Genomic DNA, 15,335 nt, shown 5'->3' on the forward strand with positions numbered 1-15,335 from the left:
GAATTGATTTTAATCAGAAAAAGCACCAAAACCAATGCCAGAATAGATATCAGACTCCTCTTGATATTGAAAAAATATATGCTTCCATCTATCATCTATTCGTCCATTATCTATCCGTCTATTATCTATTCATCTACCCTCTATTCTCCTTATCTGTATTTTACATGAAACCCGTACCTTTGTTCTATGGAAATTTTAGATATTCTCATTGTAGGAGGCGGGCCAATCGGACTGAACTGTGCACTTGAAGCTCAAAAAAATAAACTGAGCTATCTGGTGATAGAAAAAGGAACTATTGTCAACTCTTTATACCATTATCCTTTATACATGCGTTTCTTTTCAACGGCAGAAAAGCTGGAAATTGATGGAATTCCTTTTATTTCAACAGCCCCGAAGCCGGGCAGACAGGATGCATTGGAATATTATCAGGGAATTGCCAGGCAAAGAACAATCAACATCCATCTTTATGAAAAGGTACTGAAAGTTTCCAAAATTGATGCTTTATTTGAAATTGTCACGTCAAAAGCTATCTATCGGGCAAAAAATGTTGTTATTGCTACCGGATTCTATGACATTCCAAATCTCATGAATGTTCCCGGGGAAAATCTTCCTAAGGTAAAGCATTATTATACGGAACCTTATCCTTATGCCCAACAGAAAATTGTGGTTGTAGGATCCAGCAATTCTGCTGTAGATGCTGCTTTGGAAACGTATCGTAAAGGTGCTGATGTTACCATGATTATTCGTCATTCCGAAATTTCCAACAGTGTAAAATACTGGGTAAAGCCTGACATTGAAAACCGTATTGCTGAGGGAAGCATTAAAGCCCATTTTAGTTCAGAAATCATAGAGATAACTGAAAATACAGTTATTTTTAAAGATCAACAGGCACAGATTCATGAGATTGAAAATGATTTCGTGCTCGCCATGACCGGTTATCTTCCGGATTTTGATTTTCTGCGAAACGCAGGAATCGAATTACAGGGCGACTGTCTGAATCCATTCTATAATCCCGAAACCATGGAAACCAATACCAAAAATCTTTATCTCGCCGGAGTAGTATGTGGTGGTAAAGACACCCATCTATGGTTTATCGAAAATTCAAGGATTCATGCAGAGATGATTATGAAAAACGTGATTGACAACGGGCAAAACCTTTTCCAAGCAGTTCAGTAACTCCGAAATTTAGCACTGCTGAACTGATTGCAGAAGTTAAATATCATATTCTAACCCCGGGAAGAAACTTTACAACTTCGGGACTTCAAATTCTTTTTCCCTCTTTCCTTTCAGCATCCACGGAACGATGAAATAAAACGCTATGGCAATGCCTGCCGCAAGAACTCCGGTTCCTATCCAAAGTACAGTAAATCCCAGCTTATCGGCAATAAGGGTGCCTACATAAGGGGTAAAGATAAAAGCTAAAGAGAACGATATCCCATTTAATCCCATATAAGCTCCTTTATTATTTTCTCCCGAGCGCATAGCAGTTATCGTTGACATAAAAGGAAGGGTCCATATTTCACCGATGCAGAGAAGGGTCATAGAAACGACCAATGTGATCATCGTATAATCAAAGGCCAACATTGCATAGGAGATTCCACACAGAAAAGTCCCGATAAGCATGGTAAAAGCCAGATTAAAATATTTTTCTGCGATCTGTACAAATCCCATTTCAAGCAAAACGATCAGGAAGCCACTGTATCCGAGAATATATCCGATATTCTGCTGGCTCAGATGAGCCGTATCTTTATAAAATATAGTTAATGTACTGAACAGCTGAAAGAAACACATAGAAAAAAGCATACAGAAAAAACAGTAGATCAGAAATTTACGGTCACGGTAGGGCGAGTTTTCTTTTTTAACGGCAATAGCTTCCTTTACTTTTTTAGTTTCTTTTACAGCCTGCTTATTTCGTTCTTTGAAGAACGTGATATATAACAATCCAGCCAGCAGTGCAGCCAATGCATTACTGAAGAATAAAAACTCATAGGAAATAGCTGATAAGATTCCGCCTAAAGCAGGTCCTATCGAAAACCCGAGATTCACGGCCATTCTATTCAGTGAAAATGCTCTGGTTATATTTTCAGGTTTGGCATATTTCGTAATGGCTACCGAATTGGCAGGGCGAAACATCTCGCTGACAATACTCTGAGCTAAAATAATAGCGGCAAGACCGGCTTCTGTCTTAAAAAGAGGAATCAGGCAGAATAAAGGAACACTGAGGAGCAGACTCAGGCTTTGTACCCGGTATTCTCCGACCTTATCTGTAATCATACCTCCCAGCCAGGAACCCAGTACAGATCCTATTCCGAAAAAGCTCAGAACAATCCCGGAATTTTCAATAGTGAAATGCAAATGGGCTGTCATATAGACTCCTAAAAAAGGAAGCACCATAGAACCCGCACGGTTAATAAGCATAACCAGCGCCAGCATCCAGCTCTCTTCCGAAAGCCCTTTGAAAGAACTCGTATATACACTTATTAATTTCATGATAAATGGGGTGGGGAAAAATTTAAAAAAGCAAAATTAACCAAATTAGCTCAAAACTATGGCTCCAAGGGAGTTTTTTTATAAATGAAAGAAATAAAAATATACTATTAATATTTAGAAGCCACGGATGTTTTTACCAAAATCAACTAAAACAAACTTATAATTTTCGTAAATTGCAGTAATAATGAGGTTTTATTCTCAAGTTTCATAAAAATCATTATAATGTAACAGAATCATACTCACCAATGATCACCTACGAAAATTTACATGATACCCTTTCATTTTACCATATAGACTGTCGTGAATCTTATTATATTTCATCAGGCAATCCTATTTCCGATTTCCCCGAAACGTCTTTCCGTATAGATTATTATGCCTTATGCATCTGTACTGAAGGGAAGGTAGATCTCGAAATTGACAGCCAGAAGTATCACGTAAATGCCCACAGCTTTCTGATTGCTGCTCCTTCTACCATTGTGAAGTTTCTGAAAACCAGCAGCGATTTCAAAATGAAACTGTTGTTCTTTGATAAAAATTTTCTGATCAAAAATATATCCAATCCTTTCATCATCGAGAAAATGAATCTTTTCTCCGAAGGTTCCTACAGCCTCATAAAAACAACAGAGAAAAACTCTCTACAGATTCAGAGCCTTCTGGATTATCTCAAAAAAAAATCCAGAAAACAGGGAAAGTTTACAGAAGAAATCGTTCGCACCATTATTTTTAATCTGCTGCTGGAAACAGCAGAGATTATGGAAAAAGAACATGATGATATTGCTGAAAAAGAGGAAGGGAAGAAAGATATTTATCTTAGATTCAGTAAGCTGATCAGGGAAAATATAAGGCAGCAGAGAAGTGTACAGTTTTATGCTGATCAATTATGTGTTTCTCCAAAATACCTCATCGAAATCATCAAAAAAGCCAGTGGAAAAACGCCTCATGAAGTTATTGATGAAGCTCTGCTGAAAGAAGCCTATGTTATGCTTGGCAATCCAGCTGTCACAATTTCTGAAATTGCTTTTCAGCTTCAGTTTAATTCCGCATCAGCTTTTGGCCGTTTTTTCAAGAAACAGACTTCCGTTTCTCCTTCTGAATATCGGAACAGAGAAAATATCCAGTCTTAAAGAATTTGGGGACAATAAATCTGACATTAGGGATATACCCTGCTTTATGAATAGAGGTACCTTTATACTGTTCATTAAAAACAATATAAAAATGAGTACGATCAATTCAAAATTCGACAACATTTTAAATGCTTCTGAGCAATTTGGAAAAGTAAATCACGAACCGGATTCAAGCCGGGAAGTTCAGATCAATACGCCTGAGAAGACTATGCCTTTTTCAGACCAGATCGGAAACTACCAGCGTAACAAAGGAATCCCTTTACAATCCTATGAAAACAGCAAAATTTATATTGTAGGAAGTGGAATTGCCGGAATGTCGGCTGCTTATTATTTCATCCGTGACGGCCGTGTTCCGGGAAAAAATATTATTTTCCTTGACCAGCTTAATGTTGAAGGCGGTTCACTGGACGGAGCCGGGAATGCAAAAGACGGCTACATCATCCGCGGTGGAAGAGAAATGGACATGACCTATGAAAACTTATGGGATATGTTCCAGGATATTCCTGCTCTGGAGCTTCCTGCGCCATACAGCGTATTAGACGAATACCGTCTGATTAATGATAACGATCCGAACTATTCCAAAGCCAGACTAATCCACAACCAGGGACAGATCAAGGATTTCAGTAAATTTGGATTGGAAAAGAAAGATCAGCTGGCCATTGTCAAACTTTTACTGAAGAAAAAAGAGGAGCTTGATGACCTGACGATTGAAGATTATTTCGCAGAATCTTTCCTTAACAGTAATTTCTGGTTTTTCTGGCGCTCTATGTTTGCTTTTGAAAACTGGCATAGCTTACTGGAGCTGAAACTGTATATGCACAGATTCCTGCACGCCATTGACGGAATGAAAGATTTCTCTTGTCTTGTATTCCCAAAATATAATCAATACGACACGTATGTTACTCCTTTAAAAAACTTCCTGATTGAAAAAGGAGTGCAGATCCAATTCAATACTCTGGTAAAAGATCTGGACATTCAGATTAATACGGAAGGAAAAACTGTAGAAGGTATCATCACGGAACAGGAAGGAAAAGAAGTAAAAATCCCTATAGGTAAAGAAGATTATGTTATTGTAACTACGGGATCCATGACGGAAAGCACTTTCTATGGGGATAATAATACTGCTCCGGAAATCACCATTGATAACAGCAGCACCGGACAAAGCGCAGGATGGAAGCTATGGAAAAACCTTGCTGCCAAATCAGAAGTCTTCGGAAAACCGGAAAAGTTCTGCAGTCATATTGAAAAATCTGCATGGGAATCTGCTACACTAACCTGCCGCCCTTCAGCTTTTACCGAAAAACTAAAGGAATTATGTGTGAATGATCCTTACTCCGGAAAAACGGCAACAGGAGGTATTATCACCATTACAGACTCCAACTGGGTGATGAGCTTTACCTGCAACAGACAGCCTCATTTTCCTACGCAGCCTGATGATATTCTTGTAGTTTGGGTCTATGCCCTTTTGATGGATAAACAGGGAAATTATGTTAAAAAAACAATGCCGCAGTGTACAGGAAATGAAATCCTTGCTGAACTATGTTATCATCTTGGTATGGAAGATCAATTGGATAATGTGACTGACAACACGATTGTACGTACTTCTTTCATGCCGTATATTACCTCTATGTTCATGCCGAGAGCGCAGGGAGACCGTCCTAGAGTAGTGCCTGAAGGCTGTACGAATTTAGGCCTTGTAGGACAGTTTGTGGAAACCAATAATGATGTGGTATTTACCATGGAAAGCTCCGTAAGAACGGCAAGAATAGCGGTATACAATCTTCTGAACCTCAACAAACAGGTTCCGGATATTAATCCCCTGCAGTACGATATCCGTCATTTATTGAAAGCCACTCAGGCTCTGAATGACTATAAACCGTTCTTAGGAGAAGGCATTTTAAGAAAAATATTGAAAGGAACTTATTTTGAGCATATTCTGGTTAACCGCCCTGAAGAAAAAGAAGAGCATGAATCTTTCTTTATGGAGCAGATTGGTAAGTTTCAGGATTGGATCAAAGGAGTGAAAGGATAAAAGACCGAAGGCTGGAAGCTACTTTTAGTGATAGGCATTGATAGTAACTATACAATTTTAATGTTATCAAAAGAGTAAAAACAGATCAGTACGTATTATTGCTGACCTTCAAACCTACATCAATCAGATATTCTTATCCCAACTGAGATTTAAGGTTTAATAATTATCACATCAATAAAAAAGCAGGACCTGTAACAGATCCTGCTTTCTTTATTATTTTGCGTTAAAATTATTCTGGTTTGTAAGAGTCTTTCAACGTTACTGTACGGTTGAATACCATTACTTCATCCGTAGAATCCTGATCTTTGGTAAAGTACCCGATTCTCTGGAACTGAAGCGGCTCTCCTACTGCCACATCTTTTAAGCTTGGTTCAGCAAACCCCTTAACCATCGTTACCGATTCCGGATTGATGAAGTTTAAGAAGTCTACATCTTTCTCAGCATCTGGCTGCTCAACAGTAAACAACTGATTGTAGATTCTTACATCCACAGGCAGCGCATGTTTTGCAGACACCCAGTGCAGCGTACCTTTTACTTTTCTTAAGCTTTCTTCGGTTCCGCTTCCGGATTTACTCTTATCATCATAAGTAGCATAAATCGTTGTGATCTCGCCATTTTCATCTTTCTCCACTCTTTCAGCTTTGATGATATAAGCCGATTTCAGACGTACTTCACCGCCTAATTTCAATCTGAAGAATTTATTGTTAGCTTCTTCCTTGAAGTCTTCTCTTTCAATATAAAGCTCTCTTGAGAATGGGATTTCTCTTGTTCCTGCTCCCTCCTGCTCCGGATTGTTTTCCGTTTCAAGCCATTCTTCCTGCCCTTCAGGATAGTTTTCGATCACCAGTTTTACCGGATCTACGACAGCCATCACACGCTTAGCTACTTTATTAAGGTCTTCACGTACACAGAAATCCAGAAGCTGAATTTCAATCAGGTTTTCTCTTTTCGCCACTCCTACTTTTTCAATGAAATTTCTGATGGAAGCAGGTGTAAATCCTTTTCTTCTCATCCCTGAAATGGTAGGCATTCTTGGATCATCCCATCCTGTTACTGCTTTTTCGGCAACCAGCCTTTGCAGTTTTCTTTTGGAAGTAATCATATAAGAAACGTTCATTCTGGCAAATTCTCTCTGCTTCGGTGCTACTTTAGATTCGTCATACACCTGATCAAGGTACCAGTTATAAAGCGGTCTGTGATTTTCAAACTCTAATGAACACAAAGAGTGAGAAACCTGCTCCAGATAATCAGATTCACCATGAGCCCAATCGTACATCGGGTAAATCTTCCAGGTTGTACCGGTTCTGTGGTGAGGCCTTTTAAGAATTCTGTACATCACAGGGTCACGCATGTTCATATTCGGAGAAACCATATCGATCTTTGCACGAAGAGACATGGTTCCTTCTTCAAATTCACCGTTCTTCATTTTTTCAAACAGATCAAGAGATTCTTCTACCGGACGGTTTCTGTACGGTGACTCCACTCCCGGTTCTGTAGGACTCTTTCTCTGTTCTGTGATCACTTCAGATGGCTGCTCATCTACATAAGCTTTCCCGTCTTTGATCATTTGTACAGCCCACTCGTAAAGCTGCTGGAAGTAGTCGGATGCATACAGCTCTTTATCCCATTTGAAACCCAGCCATTCAACGTCTTTTTTGATAGAATCTACGAATTCCTGTTCTTCTTTTTCAGGGTTCGTATCGTCGAAACGAAGGTTTACGGGAGCGTTGTATTTTTCGCCCAGACCAAAGTTAATGCAGATGGCTTTCGTGTGCCCTACATGCAGGTATCCATTAGGTTCAGGGGGAAAACGGAAACGGATCTGATCTCTTTTCAAACCGTTTGCCAGATCATCTTCAATAATTTGCTCAATAAAATTGAGTGATTTTTTTTCTTCTTCCATTAAAATTAGCTTTTACTTGATGTAAAAAAGTTTTACAAAGTTAAGGAAAATTTAGGGTTTACAGAAATGATAATTTTAACACCCGATTGATGTTAATTCAGTATTTTTCATTAATTTAGATAAGACTAAAAACCGCTTATAAAATTTCTGACCATGGCTGTTTATATCCTAAGCAATCGGAAGATCATCCGTCATAAAGGCGAAAGAGTAGATTCTTTTTCCAATGACGAATATTCTATTCCTAATTTCAGGATCGCAAAATGTGATTTTGAAGGTTATAAAGAGCCTACTGCGGCCGCAAAAAAGAAAAAAGACTATACCAACCGGAATATCCTGAACTACCGGTTATTTTCAGAGCCTGAAAAACAGGGATATCAGGAAGTACTGGATGTTCTTCTCAGTGAAAAAGGCGTTAAAAAAACTTCACTCACTGCCAATAATCTAGGCGGAACCCAACGGATGTTCTATGAACTGTATAAAAACATGTCTTCCACCAAAGACAGAAGCGATGTTCTGATCTTTATCCATGGATATGCTTATGATTTTGATGATGAATTAAAAGCGATTATCGATCTTAAAAAGCTGTTTATTGATAATCCGAAATCTCCTGTAGAACATATTCTGTTCGTGAGCTGGCCAGCTTCCAGCAGTATTGTTCCGCTTACGTATTTTGATGACAAGGCTTCAAGTATTAATTCAGGAAATTCACTGATGAGGCTGTTTTATTTTTATACGCAGTTTTTAAAGGATATATTTTCCAATCGTGATCTTGTTCCCTGCAATCAGAGAATTCATCTGATGACCCACTCTATGGGAAACAGGGTTCTGCAAAGTATGCTGTACAGCCTTAAAAAAGAAAACATTCTCCAGGTTATTGATCAGGTTCTGCTGTTGAACGCAGATGTATCTTATAAAGTTTTTGAGGATTCTGAGGACTCTTTTAATAAGCTTCCGCTATTGGCCAACCGGGTTTCCATCTACTTAAACAGACAGGATGTTATTCTGGGCATTTCACAGTTTACTAAAAATATTCTTACCCCGAGACTAGGAAAAAACGGGCCAAGTGACATTGAAAAATTCAAAGATATTGTTTCTGTTATTGATTGTACTTTTGTGAAAGATGATATCCAGAGCAGCATTAAGTTTGATATTGGAAACCATTGGGGATACCTTTCCAGCTCGCAGGTTCAGAATGATATTTTCCAGAATTTATATGGTATAGACCGGAATCTTATCGAAGGCCGGATAAAAAATAACGAAAATATTTTCACAATTATTTCTTAACGATTAATTAAAAAAAAGACCATAAAATGAATCATATGTTAAATTTCGAAATAGCTAAGTAATTGGCACAGAGATTGTAAATTTTCATTAAACAGAGAAATACAAATTGTATCATCATGAAAGGAATTAAAACCCGCTTTTCTTATTTATTGAGATATATTAAGAAAGCAATTTTCGTAAAAGATGTAATTTAACCCAAGTATTAATTAATAAAATAAAAATTATCCGACCCTAAAACTACTTTATCCTTTAAAAATAAATTCAATTTAAAGTTCCTACAAAATAATTGTGGGTACTTATCTGTGTATTGGATATTTTAGGAGCTTTATCCTGCTATCCACTCCTACTCCTCGCGCCCCAATCAGTGCCCGCTCTTGCTGCGGGGTAGCCGTTACTATCAGGGCTAGGATTTCAGCGAATCCAACAAGCTGCTGGATTTTCACGAATACTCTTTGTTTTTAGTGAAGAAAGGAAGAGATTATATTCACTAATAAAACCAGCATTATGTGTTGTTCAAAAAATTGGACATACAAAAGCTAAGAATATTTTTTTATTTATCGTAAAGGCAGACAAGGATAAATTAAATGCTGATGTTTTTAAGATAAACAAATCCTTGTGACTAATTTTAACAGGAATCCAAAACCTAACAGGTCTTTGAGACCTGTTAGGTTAGAAAAACACCAGCCGCTTCGCTTTTTGAAATACAAATAATGTATTATTTCTGAATAACTTAAGTAAATTAAATCTTGTTTATGTGAAAAATCTTACCGATATTTACTTGACAATCAATATAAAATATTCACTATGAAAAATCTAAAAAAACTCAACAGAGGAGAATTGAGAACCATCAAAGGTGGAATTATTCCTCTTGGATGTAACAGATGGGACGGAAGAAACAGATGCTGCAGAGAATGGGCTCCTGACTACTGTAACCAACCTACCTGCCCAGATGCACCACCTCCATTTTGTTAGTTAATTTTCTCCGTTATATTTTGAACCAGAGTAACTCATTTCTGAGATCTAAAGTAGATTCAAAATTATTAACGAACAAAGATCCAGTGCCTAAACCTTGAGGCATTGGACTTTTTTTTGTGAAGGTATATTGAGCAATAGCATTTAACCCGACGTTACTTTCCAGCGCAGAAGTAATCCACCATCCGATGTTCAGACTTTCAGCTAGGGAAATCCATTCATCAGCTCCTGAAAAGCCTCCTACCAAAGCTGGTTTCAGAATAATGTACTGTGGCCTTATGGCTTCCAACAGTTTTCTCTTTTCGGTAGAATCAACAATTCCGATAAGCTCTTCATCCAAAGCAATCGGAGTTGGAGTAACAGTACATAATGAAGCCATGTCTTCCCAGTTTCCGGCTTTAATAGGTTGTTCTATGGAATGAATATTCAAATCCGCCAATTGCTGTAAAACAGTCATTGCTTCTTCTTTACTGAATCCACCGTTTGCATCCACCCGAAGTTCAAGCTGATCCGGTGAAAATTTCTCTCTGAGCTGTTTCAGAATCTGATGTTCCGATGGCCAGTTAACCCCGATTTTCAACTTAATACAGTGAAATCCTTTATCCAGTTTATCCTGAATCTGTTCTTCCATATAGCTGATATCTCCCATCCAGATCAGCCCATTGATGGTAATGGCCGATTTTCCTTCAGTAAACTCACTGGGGAAATAGAGATGGGCTCCGTATTTCAGGTTCAGAATAGCTTGTTCATATCCAAACCATATAGAAGGAAACTCTTTCAGCTCTTCCTGCAAATAGTTTTTATCCTGTTGGATATTTTCGCAGAGCCACTGTAACTTTTCTTCATAGTCCGGTCTGTCATCAAAACTAAGCCCTCTGAAAACCGCACACTCTCCTACTCCTTTCCTTCCCTGATCTTCAATTTCGAGAATAAAGGTTTCTTTTTCATGCAAAACGCCGCGGGATGTTCCTCCCGGGCGTTTAAATTGCAGCATATATCTGAAATAAGATGCTTTCATTTATTTTACGCTATCAATCCGCATAAATTCTTCTGCTTTTTCCACCATTTCGATACTTCCGCAGAAAAATGGAATTCTCTGATGCAGCTCTGTTGGTTCTATTTCCAGAATTCGTCTGAATCCGTCTGTAGCTTTTCCTCCAGCCTGTTCTGCAAGGAATGCCATTGGGTTACATTCATACAGAAGTCTCAGCTTTCCGTTCGGAGCCTGAGAATATGACGGATAAATATAGATTCCTCCTTTCAGCATATTTCTGTGGAAATCCGCTACCAGAGAACCAATATATCTTGAGGTATACGGACGGTCTCCTTCTTCCATCTGGCAGTATTTAAGATAATTTTTTACTCCTTGAGGGAATTTGATATAATTACCTTCGTTAATGGAATAGATTTTCCCTTTGGTCGGAAACTTCAGGTTAGGATGAGACAGGTAATAAGTTCCTAAAGAAGGATCCAGAGTAAATCCGTTCACTCCGTTTCCTGTGGTATAAACGATCATGGTGGAAGAACCGTAAATCACATATCCTGCAGCAATCTGGTTCACACCTTTCTGTAAAAAGTCTTCCAGCTGAACAGGGGTTCCCGGTTCTGAAACTCTTCTGTAAATAGAGAAAATAGTTCCTACGGAAACGTTTACATCAATATTAGAGGATCCGTCAAGAGGATCAATAAGCACTACATATTTACTTAAGTGGCCATTTTCACCACATTGAATGTCAATGAAATCATCATTTTCTTCGGAAGCAATACCACACACCACCTCTCTCTGAGACAAAGCCGTGATAAAAATGTCATTGGCAATCACATCCAGTTTCTGCTGTTCTTCTCCCTGGATATTCTGGTTGCCGGCAGCCCCTGTAATATCTACAATTCCGGCTTTATTTACTTCTCTGTTTACTATTTTAGAGGCCAATCTTATTGCACTCAGAAGACGAGAAAATTCACCCGTAGAATACTGAAAATCATCCTGCTTATCAATAATAAATTCTCCTAACGTCTGTAATGATTGATCTGACATATTTTACTTTTTATGTTTTCCCCAAATTTCGTAAAATTTATCATAGTAGGAAAGCTTTTCCAATAAAAGACTTTAGCACCTGTATTTCAAACAAATACAGCATTGGAAAAGCAACACGATCAAAATTCAGGGATCATTATTACTCCCCAATCAATGACAATATATCAATGAAATTCTGATAATATTCACCAAGTCTCAATTTTAATAAAATCTTAATTCCTGCACACCGCCTGCCTATTTCATATCTCGTTGTAAATTTATAATTTTGACCTCCGTAAAAAACTCATGTAATTTTTAATCTAACAATTTTATTTTTAACAAATTAATGAAAATTTTTAAGTTTGGTGGAGCATCAGTAAAAGATGCCGAGAGTGTAAAAAATGTGTCCATGGTTTTACAAAGCCAGGGATTTGCCAAATGTCTGCTGGTCATTTCAGCGATGGGCAAAACGACTAATGAATTGGAAAAAGTTGTAGAACTTTATTTCAAGAAGGATAACTATCAAACTGAAATTGAAAAGATAAAACGAAAACACATTGAGATTGCGGAAGGTCTTTTTCCTGAGAACCATGCTGTTTTTGCTGAGATCAATCTGTTTTTTGATGACATCGACTCTTTTTTAAGAAGAAATAAATCTCCCAACTACAATTTCGTTTACGACCAGGTGGTAAGCTGCGGAGAAATGATCTCTACAAAAATTGTGAGTGAATATCTGAACGAGATCCAGTTTACGAACCAATGGCTGGATGCCAGAGATTATATCAAAACAGACAACTCATACAGGGAAGGGATTGTAGACTGGACAAGAACAGAGGAATTTATTTCAACTTTAAACCCGGAAATCTGCTATGTAACACAGGGATTCATTGGTTCTGATGAAAATAATTTCACGGTAACTTTAGGACGAGAAGGTTCTGACTACTCTGCTGCTATTTTCGCTTACTGTCTGAATGCCGAAGCAATGACAATCTGGAAAGATGTTCCGGGAGTAATGACAGGAGATCCGAGAAAGTTCAGTGATGTATCCTTGCTTTCCCATATTTCCTATGAAGAAGCTATTGAAATGGCTTATTACGGAGCAAGTGTCATTCACCCGAAAACACTGCAGCCTCTTCAGCAAAAAAATATACCTTTTTACGTAAAATCTTTTGTGGATCCTACAAAAGCAGGGACAAAAGTGGGTGCATCAGACCAAAACCAACAGGAGGAATCCTACATTTTAAAAGAAAATCAGGATCTTTTAAAAATTTCAACAAGGGACTTTTCCTTTATTGCGGAAGATCATATGAGCCTCATTTTCGGTTATCTGTCTAAATATAAGATTAAAGTATCCCTGATGCAGAATTCTGCTATTTCACTCGCATTATGTCTGGAAGATAAATTCGGACAAATTGATGAATTAAACGAAGAACTTCAAAAAATATTTAAAACCGAAGCAGTTAAAAATGTATCTTTATTTACCGTAAGAAATGCGAAGAAGGATCACATTGATAAATTTTACCAGGAAAAAAACGTATTATTGGAGCAGATCTCTAAAAATACCCTTCAAATGGTAACACAATAATTTTAATTGCGACTAAACACATATGAGTTTAATTTCGAAAGACGATCTTATCAAAGCTTCCGGCTTAAGTAAAATCGGGTTCTTCAAGAACCCGGTAGCATCTGCTGTGATGAGCGTTGCTAAAATAAATGCAGTAAACAGACTATACGATAAACTAAAAGACAAGGAAGGCAAAGATTTTTTCGACTCATTTGTGAGAGAGCGGAATTTAAGCTATGTGGCTTTTGAGGAAGACCTCGCAAAAATTCCGAAGACAGGACCGTTTATTCTGGTTTCGAATCATCCACTGGGTGCTATTGACGGAATTTTAATGTGTAAGATCCTTTCAGAGGTACGTCCGGATTTTAAGGTGATGGGAAATTTCCTTTTGGAAAAGATCAAACCAATGGAACCGTATGTAATCGCTGTAAATCCTTTTGAAAACAGAAAAGAAGCATACAGCAGCTCTTCCGGAATGCGTGAAACCCTGAAGCACCTTCAAAACGGAGGTTGTGTAGGTATTTTTCCTGCCGGAGAAGTTTCTAACAAAAATAATCCCTACGGAGAAATTTTAGATAAAGATTGGGAAAAAACGGCACTTAAGCTGATCAGAATGGCTAAAGTGCCGGTGGTTCCTATGTATTTCCATGCCAAGAACAGCCGCCTTTTTTATCAGGTGGCCAAACTTCATCCCAATTTACAAACTCTGATGCTTCCTGCTGAAATGATGAATGACAGGGAGAAGCCCATCAGGATCAGAATAGGACGTCCTATTACGGTAAAGGCTATGGATGAAATGGAAACCATAGAAGAATTGGGCGAATTCCTTAAGCGTAAGGTGTATATGATGAAATCTTATTATGAAAAGAGAAAATCATTGGCCCAAAGCATCAATCTTCAGAATTTATCGGTAAAATTCCCTCTGCTGAAGGAAGAAAATATTGTTCAGAACATCATTGATGAAACTCCGAAAGAGGATATTCTTAAAGATATCAGTAAACTGAAAGGTACGGACAAAATGCTTTTCAGCAACGGAAATTACGAGATCTACTTTACAACCTATGAAGAAATTCCTTCTGTAATGAGGGAAATCGGGCGTCAGAGAGAGCTTACTTTCCGGGCAGTGGGTGAAGGCAGTAACCTGCCATTTGACCTTGATGAGTATGACAAGCATTATCATCACCTTTTCCTTTGGGACAGCGGTGAGGAAAAGCTTGCCGGAGCCTACAGAATGGCTTTAGGAAGGGAGGTCATGAAGAAATATGGCATCAAAGGTTTCTATACCAGTTCATTGTTTGAGTTTGAGCAGGACATTCATCCGTTCTTTAAAAAGGTAATTGAAATGGGCCGGGCTTACATCTGCCAGGAATATCAGCAGAAACCTCTTCCACTCTTCCTTTTATGGAGAGGAATTGTGCATGTATGTCTGAGAAATTCCGATCATAAGTTCTTAATGGGCGGTGTAAGTATCTCCAATAAATTCTCAGAATTTTCGAAATCGCTGATGATTGAGTTCATGCGTTCCAATTATTTTGACTCTGCAGTGGCACAATACATCACCCCGAGAAATGAATATAAAGTAAAGCTTCGTGACAGGGATAAGAACCTTTTCTTTGAGGAAATGGAATCTGATCTCAACAAACTGGATAAAATCATTGATGACCTGGAACCGGAGCTGAGACTTCCTGTTCTGATCAAAAAATACATTAAACAGAACGCAAAAGTAATCGCCTTCAATGTTGACCCGAACTTCAATGATGCGATTGACGGATTGATGTACATCAGGATCAGTGATCTTCCGGAAAGCACCATTAAACCGGTATTGGAAGAGATGAGCGACCAGATCAGAAAGGAGCAGGAAAATAATACATCTGAAAATCAGTAAGTTTTTAGTTTTATTCAAAAAAAGTACGATCAATACTTGCTTTGTATGGTAAAACTTCCTACTTTTG

At 38.1% G+C, this 15,335-nt stretch carries 11 protein-coding genes; 7 read left to right on the forward strand and 4 right to left on the reverse strand.

Going from position 1 to position 15,335, the window contains the following annotated elements; genetic code table 11:
* Positions 1 to 186: 186 nt before the first annotated feature.
* The gene (locus J2Y40_RS07285) at positions 187 to 1,176 is read left to right on the forward strand and encodes a YpdA family putative bacillithiol disulfide reductase (RefSeq protein WP_309998091.1); all 990 of its coding nucleotides are present in this window, start codon (positions 187 to 189) and stop codon (positions 1,174 to 1,176) included.
* A 69-nt stretch (positions 1,177 to 1,245) separates the two neighbouring features.
* On the opposite strand, the gene J2Y40_RS07290 is transcribed toward J2Y40_RS07285, so the two are convergent.
* Entirely contained in the window at positions 1,246 to 2,490 is a 1,245-nt protein-coding gene (locus J2Y40_RS07290) for an MFS transporter (protein WP_153399194.1), read from the reverse strand.
* 245 nt (positions 2,491 to 2,735) lie between these two features.
* On the opposite strand from J2Y40_RS07290, the gene J2Y40_RS07295 reads away from it, so the two are divergent.
* Positions 2,736 to 3,614 carry an AraC family transcriptional regulator gene (locus J2Y40_RS07295; protein WP_309998093.1) on the forward strand — a complete coding sequence of 293 codons (879 nt, stop codon included), beginning with the start codon at positions 2,736 to 2,738 and terminating at the stop codon, positions 3,612 to 3,614.
* Between the two features lie 91 nt (positions 3,615 to 3,705).
* Entirely contained in the window at positions 3,706 to 5,646 is a 1,941-nt protein-coding gene (locus J2Y40_RS07300; protein ID WP_309998095.1) for an oleate hydratase, read from the forward strand.
* A 229-nt stretch (positions 5,647 to 5,875) separates the two neighbouring features.
* Here the strand turns inward: J2Y40_RS07300 and J2Y40_RS07305 are convergent, their stop codons facing one another.
* Complete coding sequence (locus J2Y40_RS07305) at positions 5,876 to 7,549, reverse strand: glutamine--tRNA ligase/YqeY domain fusion protein (protein WP_309998096.1); 1,674 nt, start codon at positions 7,547 to 7,549, stop codon at positions 5,876 to 5,878.
* Positions 7,550 to 7,702: 153 nt separating this feature from the next.
* Between J2Y40_RS07305 and J2Y40_RS07310 the strand changes: the two genes are divergently transcribed.
* Positions 7,703 to 8,833, forward strand: coding sequence for an alpha/beta hydrolase (locus tag J2Y40_RS07310; RefSeq protein WP_309998098.1), 1,131 nt, complete (start codon positions 7,703 to 7,705; stop codon positions 8,831 to 8,833).
* A gap of 804 nt (positions 8,834 to 9,637) precedes the next feature.
* Positions 9,638 to 9,805 carry a bacteriocin-like protein gene (locus J2Y40_RS07315; RefSeq protein ID WP_153399186.1) on the forward strand — a complete coding sequence of 56 codons (168 nt, stop codon included), beginning with the start codon at positions 9,638 to 9,640 and terminating at the stop codon, positions 9,803 to 9,805.
* 13 nt (positions 9,806 to 9,818) lie between these two features.
* Here the strand turns inward: J2Y40_RS07315 and menC are convergent, their stop codons facing one another.
* A complete protein-coding gene (gene menC / locus J2Y40_RS07320) occupies positions 9,819 to 10,823 on the reverse strand; it encodes an o-succinylbenzoate synthase (protein WP_153399184.1) in 1,005 nt (334 codons plus the stop codon).
* A complete protein-coding gene (gene fbp / locus J2Y40_RS07325; RefSeq protein WP_153399182.1) occupies positions 10,824 to 11,840 on the reverse strand; it encodes a class 1 fructose-bisphosphatase in 1,017 nt (338 codons plus the stop codon).
* Positions 11,841 to 12,165: 325 nt separating this feature from the next.
* Between fbp and J2Y40_RS07330 the strand changes: the two genes are divergently transcribed.
* Positions 12,166 to 13,404: an aspartate kinase gene (locus tag J2Y40_RS07330; RefSeq protein WP_153399180.1), complete on the forward strand. Its 1,239-nt coding sequence runs from the start codon at positions 12,166 to 12,168 to the stop codon at positions 13,402 to 13,404.
* Between the two features lie 22 nt (positions 13,405 to 13,426).
* The gene (locus tag J2Y40_RS07335) at positions 13,427 to 15,268 is read left to right on the forward strand and encodes a lysophospholipid acyltransferase family protein (RefSeq protein ID WP_153399178.1); all 1,842 of its coding nucleotides are present in this window, start codon (positions 13,427 to 13,429) and stop codon (positions 15,266 to 15,268) included.
* Positions 15,269 to 15,335 lie beyond the last annotated feature (67 nt).

Origin of the sequence: Chryseobacterium sp. 2987, from assembly GCF_031456375.1 — a bacterium.
In the GTDB taxonomy this organism is placed as follows: Bacteria; Bacteroidota; Bacteroidia; order Flavobacteriales; family Weeksellaceae; genus Chryseobacterium; species Chryseobacterium vaccae.

Excerpts from the sequence above, each read along its gene's own strand:
- J2Y40_RS07285 (WP_309998091.1), top strand. The coding sequence starts at position 187 with ATGGAAATTTTAGATATTCTCATTGTAGGAGGCGGGCCAATCGGACTG.
- J2Y40_RS07290 (WP_153399194.1), bottom strand. The coding sequence starts at position 2,490 with ATGAAATTAATAAGTGTATATACGAGTTCTTTCAAAGGGCTTTCGGAA.
- J2Y40_RS07295 (WP_309998093.1), top strand. The coding sequence starts at position 2,736 with ATGATCACCTACGAAAATTTACATGATACCCTTTCATTTTACCATATA.
- J2Y40_RS07300 (WP_309998095.1), top strand. The coding sequence starts at position 3,706 with ATGAGTACGATCAATTCAAAATTCGACAACATTTTAAATGCTTCTGAG.
- J2Y40_RS07305 (WP_309998096.1), bottom strand. The coding sequence starts at position 7,549 with ATGGAAGAAGAAAAAAAATCACTCAATTTTATTGAGCAAATTATTGAA.
- J2Y40_RS07310 (WP_309998098.1), top strand. The coding sequence starts at position 7,703 with ATGGCTGTTTATATCCTAAGCAATCGGAAGATCATCCGTCATAAAGGC.
- J2Y40_RS07315 (WP_153399186.1), top strand. The coding sequence starts at position 9,638 with ATGAAAAATCTAAAAAAACTCAACAGAGGAGAATTGAGAACCATCAAA.
- menC (WP_153399184.1), bottom strand. The coding sequence starts at position 10,823 with ATGAAAGCATCTTATTTCAGATATATGCTGCAATTTAAACGCCCGGGA.
- fbp (WP_153399182.1), bottom strand. The coding sequence starts at position 11,840 with ATGTCAGATCAATCATTACAGACGTTAGGAGAATTTATTATTGATAAG.
- J2Y40_RS07330 (WP_153399180.1), top strand. The coding sequence starts at position 12,166 with ATGAAAATTTTTAAGTTTGGTGGAGCATCAGTAAAAGATGCCGAGAGT.
- J2Y40_RS07335 (WP_153399178.1), top strand. The coding sequence starts at position 13,427 with ATGAGTTTAATTTCGAAAGACGATCTTATCAAAGCTTCCGGCTTAAGT.